Annotated in this window: 19 protein-coding genes; 12 read left to right on the top strand and 7 right to left on the bottom strand. The window is 37.6% G+C overall.

Annotation, left to right across the window (positions count from 1 at the left end):
* The first annotated feature begins 18 nt into the window (after positions 1-18).
* From ACR30L_RS11800 to ACR30L_RS11790, 3 genes are all read left to right on the top strand, one after another.
* The gene (locus ACR30L_RS11800; protein WP_435234452.1) at positions 19-936 is read left to right on the top strand and encodes a LysR family transcriptional regulator; all 918 of its coding nucleotides are present in this window, start codon (positions 19-21) and stop codon (positions 934-936) included.
* 13 nt (positions 937-949) lie between these two features.
* Positions 950-1,357, top strand: coding sequence for a GFA family protein (locus tag ACR30L_RS11795; protein WP_435234451.1), 408 nt, complete (start codon positions 950-952; stop codon positions 1,355-1,357).
* Positions 1,358-1,872: 515 nt separating this feature from the next.
* Complete coding sequence (locus ACR30L_RS11790; RefSeq protein ID WP_435234450.1) at positions 1,873-4,440, top strand: sensor domain-containing protein; 2,568 nt, start codon at positions 1,873-1,875, stop codon at positions 4,438-4,440.
* On the opposite strand, the gene radA is transcribed toward ACR30L_RS11790, so the two are convergent.
* The 3 genes from radA to ACR30L_RS11775 all read right to left on the bottom strand — a co-directional run bounded on the left by radA (position 4,437) and on the right by ACR30L_RS11775 (position 7,505).
* Positions 4,437-5,855: a DNA repair protein RadA gene (radA, locus tag ACR30L_RS11785; protein ID WP_435234449.1), complete on the bottom strand. Its 1,419-nt coding sequence runs from the start codon at positions 5,853-5,855 to the stop codon at positions 4,437-4,439. The genes ACR30L_RS11790 and radA overlap by 4 nt on opposite strands.
* Before the next feature lie 16 nt (positions 5,856-5,871).
* Positions 5,872-6,534 (bottom strand): regulatory protein RecX, encoded by a 663-nt coding sequence (locus ACR30L_RS11780; RefSeq protein WP_435234448.1) that lies wholly within the window; start codon positions 6,532-6,534, stop codon positions 5,872-5,874.
* Between the two features lie 146 nt (positions 6,535-6,680).
* A complete protein-coding gene (locus tag ACR30L_RS11775; RefSeq protein ID WP_435234447.1) occupies positions 6,681-7,505 on the bottom strand; it encodes a TIGR01459 family HAD-type hydrolase in 825 nt (274 codons plus the stop codon).
* Positions 7,506-7,701: 196 nt separating this feature from the next.
* Here ACR30L_RS11775 and ACR30L_RS11770 point away from each other — a divergent pair, with 196 nt between their 5' ends.
* The 8 genes from ACR30L_RS11770 to ACR30L_RS11735 all read left to right on the top strand — a co-directional run bounded on the left by ACR30L_RS11770 (position 7,702) and on the right by ACR30L_RS11735 (position 16,513).
* Positions 7,702-8,409, top strand: coding sequence for a DUF3581 domain-containing protein (locus ACR30L_RS11770; protein ID WP_435234446.1), 708 nt, complete (start codon positions 7,702-7,704; stop codon positions 8,407-8,409).
* A 157-nt stretch (positions 8,410-8,566) separates the two neighbouring features.
* Positions 8,567-9,136, top strand: a complete 570-nt coding sequence (locus ACR30L_RS11765) for a phosphatase PAP2 family protein (RefSeq protein ID WP_435234445.1) — start codon at positions 8,567-8,569, stop codon at positions 9,134-9,136.
* A 13-nt stretch (positions 9,137-9,149) separates the two neighbouring features.
* Positions 9,150-10,181: an MJ1255/VC2487 family glycosyltransferase gene (locus ACR30L_RS11760; protein WP_435234444.1), complete on the top strand. Its 1,032-nt coding sequence runs from the start codon at positions 9,150-9,152 to the stop codon at positions 10,179-10,181.
* A 155-nt stretch (positions 10,182-10,336) separates the two neighbouring features.
* Positions 10,337-10,996, top strand: coding sequence for a 7-cyano-7-deazaguanine/7-aminomethyl-7-deazaguanine transporter (locus tag ACR30L_RS11755; protein WP_435234443.1), 660 nt, complete (start codon positions 10,337-10,339; stop codon positions 10,994-10,996).
* A gap of 723 nt (positions 10,997-11,719) precedes the next feature.
* Positions 11,720-12,724 carry a BMP family lipoprotein gene (locus ACR30L_RS11750; RefSeq protein ID WP_435234442.1) on the top strand — a complete coding sequence of 335 codons (1,005 nt, stop codon included), beginning with the start codon at positions 11,720-11,722 and terminating at the stop codon, positions 12,722-12,724.
* Positions 12,725-12,830: 106 nt separating this feature from the next.
* Positions 12,831-14,417 carry an ABC transporter ATP-binding protein gene (locus ACR30L_RS11745; protein ID WP_435234441.1) on the top strand — a complete coding sequence of 529 codons (1,587 nt, stop codon included), beginning with the start codon at positions 12,831-12,833 and terminating at the stop codon, positions 14,415-14,417.
* Positions 14,414-15,544, top strand: coding sequence for an ABC transporter permease (locus ACR30L_RS11740; protein ID WP_435234440.1), 1,131 nt, complete (start codon positions 14,414-14,416; stop codon positions 15,542-15,544). Before ACR30L_RS11745 ends, ACR30L_RS11740 begins: the two co-directional genes overlap by 4 nt.
* Positions 15,545-15,547: 3 nt before the next feature.
* Positions 15,548-16,513: an ABC transporter permease gene (locus ACR30L_RS11735; protein WP_435234439.1), complete on the top strand. Its 966-nt coding sequence runs from the start codon at positions 15,548-15,550 to the stop codon at positions 16,511-16,513.
* Between the two features lie 288 nt (positions 16,514-16,801).
* On the opposite strand, the gene ACR30L_RS11730 is transcribed toward ACR30L_RS11735, so the two are convergent.
* The 4 genes from ACR30L_RS11730 to ACR30L_RS11715 form a co-directional block, all read right to left on the bottom strand.
* Positions 16,802-18,316 (bottom strand): DHA2 family efflux MFS transporter permease subunit, encoded by a 1,515-nt coding sequence (locus ACR30L_RS11730; RefSeq protein ID WP_435234438.1) that lies wholly within the window; start codon positions 18,314-18,316, stop codon positions 16,802-16,804.
* Between the two features lie 12 nt (positions 18,317-18,328).
* Complete coding sequence (locus tag ACR30L_RS11725) at positions 18,329-19,390, bottom strand: HlyD family secretion protein (protein WP_435234437.1); 1,062 nt, start codon at positions 19,388-19,390, stop codon at positions 18,329-18,331.
* A gap of 26 nt (positions 19,391-19,416) precedes the next feature.
* Positions 19,417-19,845 (bottom strand): MarR family winged helix-turn-helix transcriptional regulator, encoded by a 429-nt coding sequence (locus tag ACR30L_RS11720; RefSeq protein WP_435234436.1) that lies wholly within the window; start codon positions 19,843-19,845, stop codon positions 19,417-19,419.
* 362 nt (positions 19,846-20,207) lie between these two features.
* A complete protein-coding gene (locus ACR30L_RS11715; protein ID WP_435234435.1) occupies positions 20,208-20,876 on the bottom strand; it encodes a hypothetical protein in 669 nt (222 codons plus the stop codon).
* Between the two features lie 240 nt (positions 20,877-21,116).
* Here ACR30L_RS11715 and ACR30L_RS11710 point away from each other — a divergent pair, with 240 nt between their 5' ends.
* On the top strand, positions 21,117-22,271 hold the full coding sequence (locus ACR30L_RS11710; RefSeq protein ID WP_435234434.1) for a 3-phenylpropionate MFS transporter: 1,155 nt from the start codon (positions 21,117-21,119) through the stop codon (positions 22,269-22,271).

Below are 22,271 nucleotides of genomic sequence, written 5' to 3'. Positions count from 1 at the left end.
TTAAAAAGAAGGTGGGGTATGTCTATTAAAAGTACGTTGCTTGATGGCATGGTAATTTTTGTACAGGTTATAAAGTCGGGTAGTTTTACCTTAGCTGCGGATTGGACAGGTCATTCAACGTCCTATATCAGTAAAGAAGTGAATAGGTTAGAAGCACGTTTAGGTGTTCGATTAATGCATCGAACGACACGAACCTTGAGCCTTACACCAGAGGGGCAATTGTATTATCAATTATGTCAGCAAATTATTGAAGATGCAGAACAGGCGGAAAATGCGATTATTGGTAAGCAAGGAGAACCGCAAGGTTTACTCCGTGTAAGCTGTCCTGTGTCCTATGGATTATCTAGCTTGAGTCCTATTTTGAGTGTTTTTACTGAAAAGTATCCTAAAATCCAACTGGAAGTTGAGCTGAATGACCGTAAAATTGATTTGATTGCGGATGGCTTTGATATCGTTATTCGAGCAACGACACAACTTGAAGATTCGACATTAATTAGTCGTCGGATTAGTCAATCAGAAGCGCTTGTTTTAGCTTCTCCGGATTATTTAGCTAAGAATGGCGAGCCTGCGCATCCTTATGAATTAGCACGCCATAAAATTATTAGTTATAGTAATTTAAAACAACCTAATATTTGGCAGTTTGAAGATCAAGCAGGAGAACAGATTCAGGTGCACTTAGAAAGTCAGGTTATTACCAATAACACCTCATTAGCAATTGATCTGGCCGTCGCAGGCCAAGGGGTTTTTCGAACACCTAAATTTGCGTTAAAACAGGAGTTAGAGAGTGGGGAGTTAGTTGAACTGTTTCCTAGTTTCCCCAAGCCAACAATCGGTGTCTATTTGGTTTACCCAAGTCGGAAACATATGTCTGCTAAAGTACGCAGTTTTATTGATTTTGTGATAGACCAATTAGGCGATTCGCAATGCAAATTATAGAAGGAAAGAAAAAATGCTAGAAACTCACAAGGGCAGTTGCTTATGCGGTGCGGTTAAATTTGAAATGCAGGGGGAATTTAAGAAATTCTTTCTCTGCCATTGTAGCCGTTGTCGTAAAATATCAGGATCGGCCCATTGCGCGAATTTATTTGCACCAGGTGGAAAGTTAAGCTGGTTACAAGGAGAAGATAAATTGAGTTTTTACAAACTTGAAGGTGCTAATTTTGCACGTCAATTCTGTTCTATTTGTAGTTCAACTATGCCTATTTATGTTGAATCTCGTGATATGGTTGTTCTACCTGCTGGCTGTTTAGACAATGATATTGATATTAAACCGCAGGCACATATTTTTACAGAAAGTAAAGGAAATTGGGACGATATTCTAAATGATACTAACACCTTTGAAAATATGCCAAGCTAAGAGAAAATAACTGCATTGTCATTTTCAAATCGGTTTATACCCGTTACCATTCAAGATGCAGAAATCAGCAAGACGAGAGGTGAGCAGATTCTAGGCATAAAGGTGAAGATCTAACGGGTATATATTGCCGTCTATTTATAATTATTATCAATCGACTGTATTTCCGATGAAAACGGCGGTGTTTGCAATGCAAATTTCACCTGTATCTTTGGTGTTATCTTAGATTATTAATCGGCTATTGATATCTGCATTTTTATTAGCTATTAGTTTATATCGTTCTTATTTCGTCTCTGTACAAATAAATAAAGATATTCATGTTTTGGTTCGGTATCCTGTTGTATTTTCAATATTAATGATGTTAAGTTTTTGCGTTAATCTGATTCTAAAAATGATTAAAAGTGCCATTTTAGAAAAATGTCATACTCAATTTTGTTAGTATTAAGGGTTATTGTTATTTTGATATTATACTGAATGCATAATATTAAGTAGATCACTGTTGTTAGGGTAAGCACTGAATGAATCAAACACAATTATCAGCTAGGTTAGAAGTACAACTCAAAGCGATTGAGAAGTTGAAAATGCAACCTGGTAATGAACTGCTTATTACCCAACTTCGACAAACCTATGAAGCTTTTCAAGCGTTTAGTCGGGTGCAATGCGATGTTTGTTTGATTATTGATGAAGATGGTTTTTATGTTGATATGTTTGGTGATATTCAGCTTCTCCATCAAACAGACGTTATAGGTAAGCATTTAAGTGATATTTTACCCGATGATAAGTTGGAAAAAATCACGACGGTTATAGATGAAGTTATTGAATCTAAACAGGTATATAGTTTTGAATTTGAAAGTATTCCAAGATTACCTGATTATAAGAATGCACTTACTTTTGAATTTAGGGCCGTGGCCATTGAACATTACTTAGTAACAAATCCTGAGAAAAAACATGTTTTATTTCAAGGTCGAGATATAACGGAGCGTAAAAAAACACAGTCTGTTATTCAAGAAAATGAAGCACGTTTGTCCTTGGCTGCATTAAGTAATGGCATTGGGATTTGGGATTGGAATTTAGTGACTCAAGCTGTTGTTTGGGATGATTCCATGTATGCACTTTATCAGATACCCACAAGCATCACTGAAGATATATTAGATGTATGGAAAAAGTCTATTCATCCCAATGACTTTGAACGTGTCATTGATGAGCTACAAGTTGCGATTGTTGGTGAGTTACCTTTTGATTCGGAGTATCGTATTTGCGGCCGTGATGGTGAAATTATTCATATCAAAGCCGTTGCAAAAGTATTTAAAGATTCAGAAAATCAGCCTCTTAGAATGCTTGGTACCAATATCGATATCTCAGAAATTAAACAAACACAGGAAAAATTGAAATTAGCAGCCAATGTATTTACCTACAGTGGGCAAACCATCGTGATCACCGATGCTGAAGGCAAAATCCTTGAAGTGAATGACAGTTTTACTCAAATGATCGGGTACGAACGCGATGAAGTCATTGGTAAAAATCCGAATATCCTTCAATCAGGACGTCATTCAACCGATTTTTATCAGGTAATGTGGGAGCAGCTTTTAGCGGAAGGGTATTGGCGCGGTGAAATTTGGAACTGCCGAAAAAATGGGGAAGTTTATCCCGGTACATTGACGATATCGAGTGTGTGTGATGAGTCTAATAAAGTTGTTAATTATGTTGGTTTGATTACTGATATGAGTCAATTAAAAGACCATCAAGGCCAACTTGAGTATATGGCGTACTACGATAGCTTGACCGATTTACCCAATCGAACATTATTATCGGATCGTTTAACCCAAACAATGGCGACCTGTCTACGTTACAAGCGTTTATTGGCCGTTGCCTTTCTTGATTTAGATGGTTTCAAGGAGGTCAATGATCAATATGGGCATAAGATAGGCGATCAATTATTAGTGATTATTTCTCGTCGAATGAAAGAAATATTACGTGGCAGTGATACCTTAGCTCGACTAGGGGGTGATGAATTTGTTGCGGTGTTTACTGATTTTAGTCAAATTGCTGAATGTGAATTGATATTAACGCGATTACTGAATTTTATCTCCCGTCCCGTGATCTTGCCCGAGAGTAATATTGAAGTGCAGGTATCAGCCAGTATAGGTGTTGTTATTTATCCGCAGGATGATGCTGATGCTGATCTGTTAATTCGTCATGCGGATCAAGCCATGTATATTGCCAAACAAGAAGGAAAAAATCGTTACCATCTTTTCGACACTCAACAAAATAGAGCGCTGCAAACTCAATTTGATAAATTGCAGCGTATTAAGTTTGCATTGAATAATGATGAATTTGTATTGTATTACCAACCCAAGGTGAATATGCAAACTGGTGTTGTAGTCGGTGTTGAAGCATTAATTCGTTGGATACACCCTGAACAGGGCCTGATCCCTCCGAATGATTTTTTGCCCGTGATTGAAAATCATCCACTTAGCCTTGAACTTGATGAGTGGGTGATTGATAGTGCATTAAAACAGATTGAAACTTGGCAGGCATTAGGATTAGATATTTCAGTCAGTGTTAATATTAGTGCACAACAGTTGCAACAAAGTAACTTTATCGAACGTTTACAATTATTACTTGAGTCTCATCCAACGGTTTCACCTCATTTATTAGAACTAGAGGTGTTAGAAACGATTGGTATGTCTGACGTCAATAACGCAGCTGAAATAATGAAAGCCTGCATGAAATTAGGCGTGAGTTTTGCGCTGGATGATTTTGGAACTGGGTATTCTTCGTTAACTTATTTGAGACGTTTACCTGCGAATTTAGTCAAAGTCGATCAAAGTTTCGTGCGTGATATGTTAGAAGATCCCGATGATCTCGCGATTGTTGAAAGTGTTATTGCGTTGGCAAAGTCTTTTAAACGAGAAGTGATTGCCGAAGGCGTTGAAAGCATTGAGCATGGAGTCGCATTACTACAGTTAGGTTGTGTTCTTGCTCAAGGGTATGGCATTGCCAGACCCATGCCCGCAAAAGCCTTGTCAGAGTGGACAACAAACTGGCAATCTGATGCGAGCTGGTGGGATGTCGTTGTTCATTAATTTAAAGCTTCAATTAAGTCTCTGATATTTTTCAGGGGAATAATCGATTGTCCTGGCTTTACAAATTGTTGCATTGATTTGTGGTAGGCAACTGCAGGAATATAAATTTGTTTTTTACCATGGGTTAGGGCCTCTCGAACGCGAGGGACTATTTGTGGAACTTGACGAAGCTCTCCCGTCAATGCAAGCTCTCCAATAAATACTGCATCTTCTGGCACCGGTTTAGAATTTATCGAACTAAGCAAAGCAGCAGTGACCGCCATGTCTGTGGATGTTTCTGAATCAGACATTTTTAAACCGCCTACTAAACTGATGTTAATATCGTAATAGGTGGGGATTCCACCGTGTTTTTTTAACACAGCAGTAATTAACGATAATCGGCTGTAGGAAACCCCAATACAATTGCGAATTGATTTTTCACCTTCAACTTCAGTTGCTAATGCTTGGATTTCAATAAGCAAATTACGCGCACCATCTTTAATGACTGAAATTGCGGAGCCTTCAAAATGTTCTTCACTACCAGAAAGAAATAACCGACTGGGATTGTCGACGGAATGCATCCCTTTTTCGGTCATTTGAAAAATACCAACCTGTTCCGTATCACCGAAACGGTTTTTATCTGCACGTAATATACGGACAGATGCATCGTTGACTTCGATATGCACGGCGGTATCAATAATATGTTTGAGTGTTTGCGGCCCGGCCATTTGAGAGTTTTTGTTTACTTGGCCAACCAACACAAGGGTCACACCATGTTGCTTGCATAATCGGTTTAATATTTTGGCACAGGTTTTAACTTGAGTAACTCCGCCTGCTGAACCTTCAACGGAGTTTGATTCAAATGCTTGGATAGAATCTGCAATAAGAAATTTGATGTTATTTTCAATACATTGGTCGACAATATCTTCAACACTATCGGTATCCGATAATAAAAAATTATCCTGATTGTAATTTAACTTGAGTCGTTCGACGCCACGTTTTGCCCATTGGCTAAGGCTTTCTTCAGCTGTCACATAGAGGGTAGGCATGGTTTGTGACATCACTTCGGCTACTTTAGTAAGTAGTGTGGTTTTACCTGAACCAGGATCCCCGCTTAATAGCACCACTGAGCCTAATGTAATACCGCCGCCTAATACGCGATCAAGTTCTGATAACCCGGTGGTGACACGGGCCGCTTCTTCTACTTGAACTGTCGATATTCGCTGTACACCATTACTGGTTGTTCCGGCATAACCGCCAACTTTATTATTTCGATTAATGGCTGCATTTAGTGATTTTGATGTGCTAGAGGCTGCTTCGCGAAATTCAGTAATAGTATTCCATGCTTTACATTCACTGCATTGTCCTTGCCATTTTGTATAGTCTGCGCCACATTCACTACATACATACGCTATCTTAATTTTTGCCTTTGCCATTAATCTTTCCTAAAGGTTAACTCTCATTATTTAAATGCTGATTGTGTGTTTGAATTGCCTGTTTAATATCCGAAAATTGATAGCCTTTATTAAGTAAAAAACGGGTGGCTTTGTCATGTTCTTTTCTGTCTGTAATGTTGTGTTTAAATTTACGTGATAGTAGGGTAATTGCTTCTGTTAAATAATCACAATCATCTTCTGGTTGAGTTTCATTATGAATATCAATGGCTGCAAAAATATCGTCAAAACTGTGCCCTTTATTTTGTAGAAAGCCCATTGCTTTTTGTTTTATACTTTGATTATTGAGTCGTTTATTATATTTTTTAGCGAGTAATAACACAGCACTTTCAATATAGTCGTATTGATTGTCGGCAAATGCCCGTTGAATCATTTCTGTTGCAATTCCTTTCTGTTGTAAATCACGTTTAATACGATTCGTTCCATAACCTTTATTATTCGATGAGCGAATAAAGCTTTCTGTAAAGCGTTCGTCATTCAGATAATTATATTCATAACATTCATGAATAACCGTCTCAATCCAAGTCTGATTATCAGTCTTACGGCATAGCTTAGTCCGTAATTCATGTTCACTATGATCCCGCCGCCCAAGGTGCCAAAAAGCAGATCGTCGAACAGCTTCAATATCATTAGCGGGTTTGATAGGTTTATTAAAGCCCATTGAGTTTCTTCTTTATGAAATATAAATTTAGTATAGCAAAGGATAACTGGTTTTACACACAGTGTTTTGAATGTGAAATAGGTAAAAATACGGGGAATGTTGTCGGTAGTGCGACGGATATAGCACTACCTAATAAATATGAGTTATTAGACTTTAAACCAATCAACATAAAAGCTAGGTTTTACAGCAAACTTCTCGCTTAAAGTTTCAATACTTTTTTTATCGGTAATTTCCTTTGAATGAATGCCTGTAGTGATAAACAAACTTGCGATATCTGCATTATTAGCACCTGCTATATCATGTTCTAAGCTATCGCCAACTGCAATTGCATTTTCCCATCCTCCAACCAGTTCTTTGCACATATTATAAATTTGCGGTTGTGGTTTGCCGTGCCAATGGACAATACCGCCCATTTCTTGATAAGTTTTAGCAATTTTACCTGGGCACATTTTTAAGGAACCATCGGGTGTCATTGCAACAAGGTCGGGATTACTAACGATTAATTCGAGGCCGTGCTTTATACCAAAATGAAGGTCGTCCATATAATTTTCTATACCGGCACGATCGACGCCAGAACAGAGAATAAAGTCCGCATCTTGGGGACTACTTTGTTTGACCTTACAATCATTTAGTACAGTCGTATCATTATCCCAGGTGAAAAAAAGCGCATTTTTACCAAGGTTGTTGAATTTTCCTTGTTTAAAGTTATGGCGCATATGATCGCCAGAGGTCAGTACATCGATATATAAATCGCGGGTTATGCCTGAATCGGCTAATCGACCATAGGAAAATTGACTGGTTTTCCCACTATTGGAAAGGATGACGACTTTTTTATTCTGTTGTTGTAAGAATTGTAATGCTTCAATTGCATGGGGAAAGGCTTGACCGCCGTTATGTAATACGCCCCATTGATCTAATATAAAAGTATCAAATTGGTTGATAATGTCCTTGAGACCCTGAATTATTTCCATTGCTAACCACCTTAACAATCTATTTTCTAAGACTATGATTTTATAATGTTTTTGCCATGCTATTAAGGATACTACAATATTCTTTTTTCTTACACCATAATGAAAAATAATGAACGGTTATTCATTTGATTAGCATGTTAAGGATAAATAGGTATATAATCCGCTTTTTTAAGTTTCCAGATAGAAGAGTGCCCGAATGTTATTAGAATCCTATTACACTAAAAGTGACAACGTCATTCGTGTTTCTGCAGAGCAAGCGAGCCGCTTTGCTAAAACACAGTGTCATGATTTCAATCCAATTCATGATCCTGAAAATAAGCGTTTTTGTGTGCCAGGTGATTTGTTGTTTTCTATTGCCTTAAATGAATATGGTATTAGTGAATCAATGAGCTTTACTTTTACGAATATGATTGGTGATAATATAGGCGTTAATTTTCCTGAAGATAAAGGTGAAAATATTGTTATTACTAATGAAAATGGTCGTAGCGTATTAGAAATTACAAGACAAGGGAAAGTTAGTCGTGATCCGGAATTAATAGAGTCTTTAATCAAAAACTATGTTGTTTTTTCAGGACAGAATTTCCCTACATTATTGATGCCATTAATGAAAAAACACGGGGTGATGTTTAATCCTGCACGGCCACTGGTTATGTATAACAGTATGAGCTTTGAATTCGATAAATTACCACAGAGTCGACCATTAAAAGTTGAATTAGCAGACTCTGTTTTTGAAGTTAAACCTAAGAGAGCTGATAACTTCCTCCATTTTGATATTGCAGATGGTCAGCAAACAATTGGTCGTGGTATTAAGAAGCTAGTGATCGCAGGTTTGAAACCCTATGAGCACGAATCAATTACTGCATTTTCAGATGCTTATGAAGCGCGTCGTACCGCTTTTAAATAGCACACAATAAAACTCACTTTGATAATGGATTATCATTGTGTTTTGTACCACCTGAGCTCATTCCTATATTTCTCAAGCCCGTTCATGATCTTCAGTCATCATAAAACTTCAATATAAACGTCATATTTTATTCATAATGCTACCGTATGGTTAGCGTATGACTATTTTAAATTATATATACCAATACGACCTACGTATGCTGATTTGGTGTGGTAAATCTCGCACTCATTATCAGTTTATGCGTTGTGTACGATTAATTTCTCACAGTGGTGATGGTTATTGTCAATTGCTTCTGCCTACATTGCTCTGGTTTTGCTTAGATGAAGAGGGGGAGAAATTTTGCTGGTTGGCCATTAATGCTTTTATTGTTGAGCGAGCGCTTTATTTGTTATTGAAAAATACGCTTAAACGACGTCGTCCGTCAGATATCGTACCTTATTTTACCAGTGTTGTCGTGCCGTCGGACCGTTTTAGTTTTCCTTCAGGGCACACGATGGCTGCATTTTTATTAGCAAGCCTTTGCTATTTTCACTTCGGAGATGCAGCACTACCACTTTTTATCTGGGCAAGTGCAGTGGGGGCATCTCGTGTTTTACTCGGTGTGCATTTTCCCACGGATATTTTAGTGGGCGGGATGATTGGTATCTTAATTGCTGATTTTACTCTGGCTGTCATTGATGTTCGTGAAACAGTCTTTCTTGCTGAAGTATTTCCAATTAATTCGTAAGGCATATTATTAAATGAAGATTCTCTATGGTGTACAGGCAACGGGTAATGGTCACATTTCTCGTAGCCGTATTATGGCGCGGTATTTGAAAGAAAAAAATGCCGATGTGACTTATCTATTTTCAGGTAGAGATAAAGATAAATTATTTGGAATGGATATTTTCGGTGATTATCAACATCGACGTGGATTAACCTTTGCGATTGAAAATGGGCATATCAATCAATTTAAAACGGTTACTCAAAATAATATGTTTGTCTTTTTACATGACATCAATAATCTTTCTTTAGACGAGTATGATTTAATTATCACCGATTTTGAGCCGATCACAGCTTGGGCAGCCAAGTTACAAAATAAACCTTCGATAGGTATTGGTCATCAATATTCTTTTGGTGAAGATACGCCTATTGCAAGCCATCATTATATTGGGAAACAAATTTTAAAATATTTTGCACCGGTGAAATACAGAGTTGGGTTACATTGGCATCCCTTTGACCAAAGTGTGTTTCCACCCATTATTGATTTACAGTTAAAGAGGAAAAAAACGGATAATACCTATGTTGTGTATCTTCCCTTTGAGAATCAAATAGCGGTCAGTAAAATATTAAATCAATTAGATGATTATCAATTTATCCAATATTCCCCAGATTTACATGATGGCCAATGCGGCACAAATGTGTGTTTACGGAAAACCTCTTTGCAAGGTTTTAAATATGATTTATGTAAGGCTCAGGGCGTTATTTGTAATGCAGGATTTGAGTTAATCAGCGAATGTCTTCATCTTGGCGTGCCTATTCTTGCTAAACCATTATCTGGACAGATAGAACAAAATGCTAACGCCTTGGCATTGACTAAACTAGGGTATGCAGATATTCAAGAAACGGTCAGTGTTGAGGAAATATCGCATTGGCTGAAAAAAGACAAGTCGTGTATGCCGAGACCATTACCTAATGTGGCGAAGTCATTAGTGGAATGGGTTTTATCCGGTAAATGGCAAAACCATAGCATGTTACATCGGTCATTATGGGAAAAGAACCAAACAGTTTAACGGCTAAAATTGAAATGATTGTTGTTTATGCTTGTTCTTGTCTTTAATTTAACTATAATATGTCGCCCCGAAAGGGTCTAACAGCAACAGGTTTTGCTGAATTATATAAATAGCGGGTTCCCTCACCCCGTGCATTACTTTAAAAAGGCTACAATATGTTAATTTTAACAGAGCAACAAACTAATCGTGCCCTTATGGTATTGGTTAGCTTCCACATTCTTATTATCTGTGCCAGTAATTACTTGGTTCAGTTACCTTTTCAAATATTAGGATTCCATACCACATGGGGTGCTTTCAGTTTTCCTTTTGTTTACCTTGCAACGGATTTAACCGTAAGAATATTTGGTCAACAGGACGCTAGAAAAATTATTTTTAAAGCAATGCTACCTGCTTTATTAATTTCTTATATCGTGAGTGTTGTTTTTCAACAGGGTAATTTCCAAGGTTTTGCGGCCTTAGCCATGTTTAATATGTTTGTGTTTCGCATTGCATTTGCCAGTTTTGCGGCATATCTTTTTGGGCAATTGATGGATATTACTGTTTTTGCTAAATTACGTGCGACACGTTCATGGTGGGTTGCGCCTGCTGCATCGACCTTTATTGGTAATTTAGTCGATACTTTAATTTTCTTTGGTGTGGCGTTTTATGCTTCATCGGATAGTTTTATGGCCGCTAACTGGCCAGAAATCGCAAGTGTTGATTATAGTTTTAAATTGATTGTTAGCTTCGGTTTATTCTTACCTGCTTATGGTTTGTTATTAAAACTGCTTGAACAAAAATTGATTCAATTACCACCTAAACAGGGACTTGCTTAATCACCTAGACTCGGTTTGATAATGACAAAAAGACCGCCTAAATAATGCATTATTATTCAGGTGGTTTCCCCATCCTAAATATTTATTTCTAATTCGGTTTCATATTCAAACACACGAAATCAAAGTATAAAGAAAGTTCTGCTTGAAGCGAATACGGCGTTAGAGGCGAGTGACTCGGATAAGCAAACAGAAATTTGATTCAATCGATAAAAAGCAAATATGGTGCATGATTTGACCAAAAATGGAGAATCTACATCGACGAGTACAGAAAGCTTGAATACGGTTAATAACCCGCTTAATTACGTTAGTGAGTCTTTTTAAAATTAAATAAGATTTTAATAAAGAGATACGCAATGTAAATTGTTTACCTCAATAAAAATACTTTTTCTTATGGGAAAATATAGGCTGCTTAATTGCTGACCATTTGGTTAATGATTTTTACTAAATAAAACAAGATCTTATTAAAATAAGTAGAAAGATGATTCGAGAAGAAATTTTAAACGGTTTAATAGTTCCTTTGTAAAATTTATATCAGTTCTGTATGAAAACAGTACCTAAAATGAAATATTTGGATTAGTATGGTTTTTTAAGTACAGATTATACCTGCCTTTCAAATCTTTTCGATGTTATTGGTTTGAGATAGTTTGAGCTTATAATTATAATGAATTCGATGGTAATTTAATTACATACTTTTCCCACTTGCTCTATATATTAAGGACAATTATGAAGAAAATATTAACTACAACTGCCGCTGCAGTTTCAATCGCACTTTGCTCAGTTGTTGCACAAGCAGCCGATTTTAAACCTGCTGTTGCTTACGATTCGGCTGGTAAATTTGACAAATCATTTGGCCAAGCTGTTGCTGAAAATGGTGTTGCCAAATTTATGGAACAATCGGATGTAGACGTACGTGAATTAGTTCCTGCAAGTGATGCACAACGTGAGCAAGGACTTGAGCGTTTAGCGCGTAAAGGTTTTAGCCCTATTATTGTGGTTGGCTTTATGTATGCAACGTCTTTACAAAAAGTTGCTGCAAAATATCCTGATAGTCATTTCGTTATTATTGATGGTGTTGTTGATTTACCAAACGTTAAATCTATTTTATTTAAAGAGCATGAAGGTTCATTCCTAGTTGGTGCTATTGCAGCATTAGAATCAAAAACTGACACCGTTGGTTTTGTGGGTGGGATGGATATTCCGTTAATTCGTAAATTTGCTTGTGGTTACGAGCAAGGTGCTAAATACGTTAATAAAGATACAAAAGTACTGCAAAACATGACCGGTTCAACTAACGCTGCATGGGCCGATCCTGCACGTGGTTCAGAATTGGCTAAAAGTCAATTTACACAGGGCGCGGATGTAGTATTTGCTGCTGCTGGTGGTACGGGTATCGGTGTATATCAAGCTGCTGCAGATCAAGGTAAATTTGCAATTGGTGTTGACTCAAACCAAAACTACCTTCAACCAGGTACGATGTTAACGTCTATGGTTAAGCGTGTAGGTGTTGCTACACTAGGTGTGTTTACGAATGCTGAAGCAGGTAGTTTTACACCAGGCATTCAAAGTCTTGGTCTGAAAGAAAATGGGGTTGATTGGGCATTAGATTCATACAACCGTGATTTAATTACTCCTGAATTAGAAACGAAAATCGCTGGTATTAAAGCTAAAATTGTTTCAGGTGAAATTAAAGTACACGATTATATGAGTGATAATACTTGTACATACTAAATTTTTATCAGTAGAGCACTATTGCTCCCTTATTTCTCCAGATAAGGGAGCTTTTTTTTTAGTAGTACTTTAAATTTTTAACTGGAATGAAAGAGAATCCTAATTTATGTCTCAACTCCATAATGAAGAAAATATTGCCCTAGAGCTCTGTGGTATTGATAAAAAATTCGGTGCAGTGCATGCTAATTGTAATATCGATCTGAAGGTGCCTGCGGGAACAATCCACGGGATTATCGGTGAAAATGGTGCCGGTAAGTCAACCCTAATGAATATCATCTATGGGTTTTATACAGCTGATTCTGGCGATATTAAAATATCGGGAACAGTACGTAAATTAAATAATTCTAAAGAAGCAATCAGCTATGGGATCGGTATGGTCCATCAGCATTTTATGTTAGTTGATAACTTCAGTGTATTAGAAAATGTAATTTTAGGTGCAGAAGAAGGCGGCCTATTAAAACCCAGTCTTAAAAAAGCACGCACAGAATTAGAACGATTAGCCAAAGAATATCAATTAGACGTGCCATTAGATGCACTTATCGAAGAATTACCCGTTGGTTTACAACAACGTGTTGAAATACTTAAAGCCCTTTACCGTGGCGCCAAAATTCTTATTCTTGATGAGCCGACCGGCGTATTAACGCCACAAGAAACAGATCATTTATTTAAAATATTTGATGCGTTGCGCGAACAGGGCGTGACAATTTTATTGATTACTCACAAATTGCGCGAAATTTTGGCGGCAACCGATAATGTATCAGTGATGCGTCAAGGTGCCATGGTTGCACATCGAAAAACCAGCGAAACCGATAAAGAAGAATTAGCAGAATTAATGGTCGGACGTAAAGTGCGATTAAAAGTAGATAAAACTGAAGCGCAACCGAGTCAGACTTTACTTTCAACAACGGATTTAACCTATATTGATGAAATGGGTGTTGATCGTCTTAAGAATGTCTCGATAGACATAAAAGCAGGTGAAGTGGTTGGTATTGCAGGTGTATCAGGTAATGGTCAATCAGAACTGATGAGTGTGCTTGCTGGTTTATTACAACCCAATTCAGGACAAATTCAAGTTGGTGATACAACGATTGATGCTAAACATCCTAGCTCCGCCGCAAAAATACGCGAACTTGGTGTCGGGCATATTCCAGAAGATCGTCTCGTGATGGGATTAGTGAAGTCATTTACTGCGGAAGAGTCTGCTATTCTTGGTTATCAGAATTCGCCGAAATATAATGGCAAGTTGCTTAATAAACCGACGGTTATTAATCAGGAATGTGCACGTTTAATGGAAGAGTGGGATGTACGCCCACGCAACCCTAAATTACGTAGTTCATTGTTCTCTGGTGGTAACCAACAAAAACTCATTATTGCACGTGAAGTCGATAAAAACCCGGATGTGTTACTGATCGGTCAGCCAACACGAGGCGTTGATATTGGTGCGATTGAACTGATTCATAAACGTATTATTGAATTACGCGATCAACGTAAAGGTATTTTATTAGTGTCGGTTGAGCTCGACGAAATCATGGCATTATCAGATCGTATCATTGTTATGTTTGATGGACATGTTGTTGGTGAAGTAAGTGCTGAACAGGCCAATGAGAAAATCCTTGGTATGATGATGGCAAATATTATGCCCGATGAACTTAACACGGAAGCACAACAAACAAATAATGGAGCGCAAGCGTGAACGATTCTAAAATCCCAGCATGGGTGAGTATTCTTGCTCTTCCTTTGCTCAATATCTTTTTTGCCTTTGCCTTTTCTGCGATTATCTTTATTGCCGTTGATGTCAATCCGATTGATGCAGCACAAGCGATGATTGAAGGTGCCCTTGGTTACCAAGAAGGGATCGGTTATACCCTTTACTATGCCACTAACTTTATCTTTACAGGGTTAGCTGTTGCCGTCGCATTTTCTGCCGGTTTATTTAATATCGGTGGCGAAGGTCAGGCTTATATCGGTGGATTGGGGGTTGGTTTAGTCTGTCTTGGACTTGATCAAACATTACCTTTCTGGGCTATTTTACCGATTACCATGGTAGCGAGTATGGCTTTTGGTGCGCTATGGGCATTTATTCCTGCCTATTTACAGGCATATCGCGGTAGTCATATCGTTATCACAACGATTATGTTTAACTTTATTGCTTCATCATTGATGGTGTATTTAATGGTAAACGTACTGAAACAAGACGGTCAAATGGCACCTGTTTCACGTTTATTTGAACAATCCGCAGTGTTACCCGGATTTGATGCAATAGCGGGGTGGTTCGGTTTTAGCTTTGCTGCTTCACCGATGAATTTAAGTTTTTTTATCGCACTTATTTGTTGTGTGCTTGTTTGGGGATTGCTATGGCGAACGCGTTGGGGTTATGCAATGCGAGCAATGGGCTCAAGCCCATCGGCTGCCGAGTATGGTGGCATCAATAGTAAGCATTTAATTATTATTGTGATGTTGATTTCTGGTGCTTTATCTGGGCTATTAAGTCTTAATGAAGTACAAGGTTATGGGCAGCAATTGAAATTAGATTTTGTAGCGGGTTATGGTTTTACTGGAATCGCAGTGTGTTTGATTGGTCGAAATCATCCCGTGGGGATTATTTTAGCAAGCTTGCTATTTGGTATTTTATATCAAGGTGGCGCAGAGCTTTCTTTCGATTACCCTAATATTGACCGTGAAATGATCCAAGTAGTACAGGCTTTGGTTGTGCTATTTAGTGGGGCTCTTTCATTAATGCTGGTTAACCCAACAGAGCGATTTTTTACTTATTTATATAATAAGAAAAATGCGCAATCGTCATTACAAGCGGAGGCATAAATTATGTATGAGAATTTAATTTTAATACTTGATGCAACCCTAAGGGTATCTGCACCGTTAATATTAGCCGCCCTTGCCGGATTGTTTTCAGAACGTTCCGGGATCGTGAATATTGCCCTTGAAGGTAAAATGTTGTCGGCGGCTTTTGCTGCGGCGGCAATGGCGTCTGTAACCGGATCGGTGTTTCTTGGTTTACTCGCAGCGATTGCAACGGCGGTTGTCTTGTCTATGTTGCATGGTTTTGCATGTATTACCCATCGTGGTGATCAAATTGTTTCAGGTGTGGCAATTAATATGCTTGCCGCTGGTTTAACGGTGACGCTTGGGCGCTTCTGGTTTGGCCTTGGTGGGCAAACACCCGCATTATCAGATGGGGAACGTTTTACGTCGATTACTTTACCAGGTGCCGATGCGGTTGCTGATGTTCCAGTAATTGGATTGCTTTATAGTGAACTTATTTCTGGACATAATATCCTTGTTTATCTTGCGTTAGCATTAGTCCCTGTTTGTTGGTGGGTTGTGTTTAAAACGCGTTTTGGTTTACGTCTTCGTGCTGCCGGTGAAAATCCACATGCAGTTGATACTGCTGGTATTTCGGTTGCATGGTTACGTTACCGCGCGCTTATTTGTGCAGGTGTGTTAACGGGTATTGCTGGTGCTTATTTATCAACAGCGCACAGTGCTGGTTTTGTACCTAATATGAGTGCTGGTAAAGGGTATATTGCCTTAGCCGCGCTTATTTTTGGTAAATGGAAACCTGTTCCTGTGTTATTGGGGTGTTTACTCTTTGGTTTCCTAGATGCATTGGCGATTCGTCTTCAAGGCGTTGATTTCCCGATTGTAGGTGAAATTCCAGTCCAGGCGATTGAAGTGCTACCTTATGTATTAACGGTCTTATTATTAGCTGGCTTTATTGGTCGTGCGGTTGGTCCTAAATCAGTTGGTATTCCTTACGTTAAGTCTCGATAAAGCGATTTAACGACCTATACAAAGGCTTCTATTTGTGATGCAAATAGAAGCCTTTTTTTATGAGTCCCCATTGCGATTTAAGGTGCAAGAATGCATTTAGATTGATAATACCAAAGGAAATTAAAAGGTGATCATTCTTGCTGGTTAAAATCACCCCTAACTATGTTGTGAGTTTTGAAGTGAGAACAACTATGCCCTGCAACTCACGCCTTGTTAGCGCTTATTTTCCCTGCGCAAGACTTGATCACTTACTTAATTCCTTTCGTATAAGGGTAAATTGCATTAAAGTTATTTTGCTGCTTTTGTTGGAGCACGTAGTAACAATACTAATGGAATGGCTGCCACTGAAACCCACATCATTAATCTAAAATCTTGTAAGTAAGCGAGTATACTAGCCTGTCGTGTCACCTCACTATTTATCGCAATTAATCCTGTAGGCGTTGTTATATCGTATATCCCACGTTCACCGAGATAGTTGAGTGGTAAATTAAATGGTGTAATAAATGATGAAAACGCACTGTGATTGATTTGAATGCGTTGAGCCAAATAAGCCATCACCACCGAAATACCAATACTGCTACCAATATTTCTTATTAAGCTATAAAGCGAGGTGCCATCATTACGAAATTCCGGTTGTAAGGATGAAAAGGTGATGGTTGATAAAGGGACAAAGACAAATCCAAGACCAATTCCTTGAATAATACCGCTATTGATAATATCCCATTGACTAGACTCTGCGGTGAAATGAGTCATTTGAAGTAGCGATATAATCATCATTGCAAGTCCGAATAACATCATATGACGGGGATCGACCTTACCTGATAACTTGCCAACTACCATCATGCCAGCCATGGTACCAAAGCCTCTCGGTGTTAATAAAAAGCCAATATCAACAATAGGGTAGCCCATTAGGTTTTGCATAAAAGGTGGGAGTAAGGCCATGGTGGCAAGTAAAATAATACCGATGATAAAAACACATACAAGCCCTAAATTGAAGTTACGATCTTGAAATATTTTAGGATTAATAAATGGTCGATCATGGGTTAGCATATGCACGATAAACATATAAAAACTTAAAGCAAAAACAAACGTTTCTAATAGGATTTCTGTGCTTGAAAACCAGTTTTGAGATTGCCCTCTATCGAGCAACATTTGTAAGCAACCGATTGCTAATGAAAGTAAAATAAATCCAAAAAAATCAAAGCGGCGTTTATTATCTATTTTAGTTTCACTGACAAAAGTGGCCAGTCCCAACCAGGCTAAAATACCAAAGGGAATATTAATATAAAATACCCAACGCCAGTTGTAGTATTCAGTTAATATACCGCCAAGTGAAGGACCCAATATTGGCCCAACCATAACACCAACACCCCACATTGCCATTGCTGAACCATGTTTTTCAGGTGGGTAGGTGTCTAATAGAACTGACTGTGATAAAGGAATTAAACTGGCGCCAAATATCCCTTGAAGAAGCCGAAAAGCGATGATTTGATTAAGTGATTGCGCTGCTCCACATAAAATAGAGGCAACGGTAAAGCCGACCACTGACCACATAAAAATACGCTTTCTACCAAGTCGAGATGAGGCAAATCCGGTTAGAGGCATGCAAATAGCGGATGCAACAATATAGGAGGTTAAAACCCATGATATTTGATCTTGAGTTGCGCCCATTGCCCCTTGCATATGTGGTAATGCAACATTCGCAATGGTGGTGTCGAGCGCTTGCATAATGGTGCAGAGCATAACCGATAGAGTTATAAAAAGACGGTTTTTTTGTTGATTGTCTGTTATTGCCGTTGCCATGTTATTTCCTCGTTAAAGTGATAAACCGGCAAGGTGGCGTTTATAGCCTGTATCAATACTGACCTGCGCACTTAAACCTGCACGTAGAATTGGCGCATCAGGTTGATCTTCTATTTGAATACGAACGGCTAAGCGTTGTGCTACTTTAACCCAGTTTCCCGTTCCATTTTGAGCTGGGATAACTGAAAATTCGCTGCCCGTTGCAGGGCTTAGGCTTTCTACTTTTCCTTTCCAAACATAATCAGGAGCAAGATCAATGCTTAACTCTACAGGTTGGCCTTGTTTAACATGTGTCAGTTCTTTTTCTGTAAAATTCGCTTCCACCCAAAGTGATTGGTTTGCGATTAATACCATCGCCATTGAACCGGGTTTCATATATTGTCCTGCTTTTGCCACTTGGGTTACGACACCATCAAAGGGGGCGATGATTTTGGTATGGGTGAGATTAACTTTTGCTTGATTAAGTTGTGCTTGATATGCCAAATATTTCGGATGTTGTTCAATTGGCGCATCGATATTGCCACCTAAACTGGCTTTAATTTGTTGTAACTGATTTTCAAGTGTATTGATATTCAGTAAATCTAGTTGAGTTTTTTGTTTGGCGTCATCATATTGTGATGCAGAAAGATATTTCTTTTTTTCGAGATTATGCTGGCGTTTTTGTTCACGTTGATGAAATTCATATTGGCTTTTAGCCATTGCTATTTCAGCTAATTTACTCCGATATTGCGCTTTCAATGACAATAAGTCTGTTTTTACCTCATCGAGTGCAGCTTGAGCATTGGCAATCGCTAACTGATAATTAATTGGATCAATTTCAAAAAGTATATCACCTGCTTTTACCTGTTCATTTTCATGGACGAGTACTTGTTCGACTCGGCCTGATAACTCAGAGGTGATCGCAACTTTATCTGCTTTTAAATATGCATTATCGGTTTCTGCATAACGTCCACCACGTAAATATAACAGTAGTGATACCAATATAATTAAGCAGGGAATAGCGAATAAAAAAACAATTCGTTTTTTACGTCGACTGTGTTTTGTTTGTAAGTTTAATTCTACTGCGTCATTCATTAATATTATTCCTATACTTGATCACGTTATTTTTTTTCTGATAAATTTGCATGAATTAAGTTCATCGTTGAGATGAAGTCATCAATTTTCTCTTGAGATAAGCCTTGTAATGCTTCTTTCCACATTTCGTCACTATGTGTGTTGATTTCTGCTAATGCTTTATTTGCTTTTGGTTTTTTTAAATACAGTAAAAATGCTCGTCGATCCTTGGGGCAGGGGCGACGTTCAACTAATTCATCTTCTACGAGTTGATCAATAATTCGTACTAACGTCATTGGTTTCATTTCTAGTTGTTCAGCAATCTCAACCTGTTTAGCGCCTTCATTGAGTGAAATACGGTATAAAGTCCGCACCTGTGAAAGCGGTAAGTTACTATTGTCCGTGTTGTTGTTATATTTACTGCGAATTAACCTCAGTACATCGGATAAAAGAAACCCAATTAAAATTTGCTTCATAATGATATGTTCTCATTTGTTAAACTAGTAAGTGATACTTATTAAATTAATTTGAGGATTGTAAGTAATACTTATCAATTGTCAATGGTAAATGAGAATGAATGCTTTTAAAGAATTACGATGCATTTATGGATTTAATACCAATTATATTAAATATATGAACTAAATTTCGCGTAGGAAAAATGGTTTGGTTCGAGGCTGAAGTTGATATAAGTAGCTGTTTTATTTATAAATTTCCAAAAAACAAATCAACAATTTTAACCAGTAAAATAGAGAATGAAAAAGAAGTGATTTTTAAAATGCAGTTGCAATATTGCTTAATGCTAAAAGCGCGAAAGGTGGTCTGATGGGGAAATACATCACTAATAGGTTAAGTGTAATTTTCCAGTTTGTTTTAATTTACATATTTTATTAAGAAATGAGTTGATCCTGTATGGCTGATATTGAATCGGCATTTTATTCTCAAGGGCTGGAATGGGTTTATGATCATTTCGGAGGTGAGTTAAAATAAGATCCAGTAAGCCAGAAAGATAGGTTTTAAATTCTTGGCTTTGATAGAGGTTATTCCATTGAATAACATGTTCAATACTATGTGATTCAATAATAGGTTCTATTTTATAGGTGTAACGTTCAATTTCACCATCACCCATACAATATTCTTTGACCAATTGTAAAAATAGGTCGAGGCATTCTCCGCGAGGGACAATATTAAAAAACTCTTTATGTTTTACAGGTGTTTGCGGATCGTTATGGATATAAATGACTTTGTATAAAATTTCAAACATATGGACGATAGTCCTATCAAGAACGCGTTGCTTAGGCAGACGGTTATCTTGGATATCTTGTGCAATTAATACATAGATTTCTGAAAAATCGATATTTGCGGATATTTGCTGTGATAGTTTCTCGGCAATTTTAACAGGTATACGATTAGCGAGTAATGTTTTAAAGGCTGAGTCCGCTAATGTCGTTCGGATTGTCTGATGGGTCTTATCTGAACCTGTAAAGGAATCATTGTGTAGTATCGACATGCTATTCCTAAATATCAAAAAGAATTAACTCGGTTCATAAACGCCGACATTATAGCAATATATTTTTACCAATCTAGTCACAATCCTATTAATTCTTATTCAATTAATAACTGATTAAAATAAAAGATAAAACTGCATAGACAAGTGATCCATAACGCTATATAAATTGGATGTCGTTTATTTTATTTTTCGTTCATATTTATGTTGTCATAAATTAATGATTTTTCCTTGGAGTTTCCGTTGTTTTCTATACCCGCTAAATTTTGGCTTGGTTTTTATTTTATTAGTTTCTTTTTTATTTGGGGAGTCTTTCTTCCCTTTTGGGGTGTTTGGCTAGAAGCTCAAGGACTTTCAAGTGATGATATTGGTATATTATTTTCAATTGGTTTGATGTTGCGGTTTGTCAGTAGTGTTGGTTTGCTGCCGAATGTATCAACGGGAGCGGGATCATTACGGTTATTGCGTGTGCTCGCATTTTTTGTCGTAATTGCATTTAGCTTTCTACTTTATCAAAGAGAGCAAATATGGCTAAGTATTATCACTTTACTCGTCAATTTTTTATTAGCACCGATGATGCCGCTTGGCGATATTATTGGGAATCGACTCGTTAAACAAATTAATTTGGATTACGGACGAGTCAGATTGTGGGGATCACTCAGTTTTATTGTTGGTTCTACCTGTATTGGTTGGTTAATTGTGCAATATGGTAAAGAAGCGATTCTTTGGACCATTATTATTGCTAGTTTAGTCATGTGGATACTGACCTTATTTCAATTATCGCCAGGGCTTGAAGATGGGGATAATGCACGTAAAAAACACGAATACTCATTATTTTCACTTTTTAAACGCCGTAATGTTTTATTATTTGTACTTATCGTGGGGGGAATTCAAGGAGCTCATGGTGCCTATTACGCATTTAGTTCTATTTACTGGGCGAGACAAGGGATTCCTGAAGTTACCATTGCATGGTTATGGGGGATTTCCGTTTGTGCTGAAGTCGTTTTAATGCGTTTTAATACCAAATTCTTTAGTCGCTGGACGATTAAACAAATGTTCTTATTAGGATTAATCGCCAGCATTATTCGTTGGTTTGTTTTTTCTCAAACAACGGATGTTTATATTTTAGGTGTTGTACAAATATTTCATGCGATGACATTTGCAGTAACGCATTTAGCCACTATTCGTTATATTGGATTGCAAAATAATGCGGATATGGTGCGTTATCAATCATTATACTCTGGGGTCGGGTTAGGGTTGATGACTGCTTTATTTACATATATATCAGGTAACTTGTTTGAATCATTGCAGGGCAATATATTTTTAATTATGTCGATCCTTTTAATCCCTATTCTATGGTTTTTGAAAATATGGGAAATAGAATCGGAACAATCATAA

Origin of the sequence: Psychromonas saccharinae, assembly GCF_051201515.1 — a bacterium.
In the GTDB taxonomy this organism is placed as follows: domain Bacteria; phylum Pseudomonadota; class Gammaproteobacteria; order Enterobacterales; family Psychromonadaceae; genus Psychromonas.
The sequence above is the reverse complement of the archived record's forward strand: the minus strand, read 5'-3'. Positions and strand labels throughout refer to the sequence as shown.